Annotated in this window: 1 protein-coding gene and 1 pseudogene; both read right to left on the reverse strand. The window is 48.7% G+C overall.

The window, feature by feature from the left end; translation table 11 throughout:
* Nucleotides 1–244: pseudogene (locus ABLV54_RS13250) on the reverse strand (integrase core domain-containing protein); the annotation flags it as partial.
* Between the two features lie 16 nt (nt 245–260).
* The coding region (locus ABLV54_RS13255; protein ID WP_348814179.1) for a transposase at nt 261–1,008 on the reverse strand (748 nt) is incomplete at its 5' end.

Below are 1,008 nucleotides of genomic sequence, written 5' to 3' on the forward strand. Positions count from 1 at the left end.
AGTCATCGGGCACTATCTGAACATAAAACACTATCAGTAAATTGGAGTCATTACCCGTTATTGCGTGAGCTGCATCGCTGAAGCTTACATAGCCCGTCGCCGGCACCCATTCGTTCTTCAGACTCCTGAAGAAGCGCTCCATTGGGCTGTTATCCCAGCAGTTTCCACGCCGACTCATACTCTGCCTGATCCGGTATCGCCACAGTAACTGCCGGAACTGCCTGCTCGTATAATGGCTGCCTTGGACGCCCTTCTAAGAGTCAAGCTGTTATCGGGATACTGTTGATCCGCCTGTTTTGATTGCGCAGTAACGTGTAAACTTCGCGGGAGATATATCGCTTTAGACAGCGTATCGCTTCCATTTTTGTATGTCCTTCGGCTACACGCCTGGCGACATATTCCTTTGTTTTTGCGTCAGTTCGTAAGCGTCCGATGGCGATGATGTGAAGTGCACTATTTGCAGCACGATCTCCACCACGATTAAGTCGGTAACGGTTCGTTTTTCCAGAAGAAACGGGGACCGGGCTGACACCACACAGTGCCGCAAATCCTGATTCTGATCTTAACCGTTGAGGATTGTCTCCGGCAGTGATCAGCAACTGTGAAGCGCTTTCGTATCCGATAGCATTACGTTTAATCAGCTCAGGTGCCAACTCGTCGACAATTGCCGCAATCATGACATCCAGATCAGCGATTTCGTCATGTAACTCGAGATAGCGTCGGGCAAGGGACTTTAATGAAATGCGATAAACGTTGGTTACATTGCGGTATTCACTGGCATCAGGTCTCCAGGAACCCAGGGTCCTGATGAGCTGCATGCGCGTCATATTTCTGAGCTGTTCACGTAATTCATCCGGGGCAGAGATAATATTTGAATGGATAATCTGGAGAGCGACTCTGCGGGCTGATATTGCTGTTTTTCGGCAAGTTTTTAATACCCGCAGGGACTCAATGGCTTTGTTGAATAAATAAGATTTCGTGCGAACGACCCTGTAGCTGGCTGGATTT

Origin of the sequence: Klebsiella sp. JB_Kp042 (assembly GCF_040065275.1) — a bacterium.
Classification (GTDB): Bacteria; Pseudomonadota; Gammaproteobacteria; order Enterobacterales; family Enterobacteriaceae; genus Klebsiella; species Klebsiella quasipneumoniae.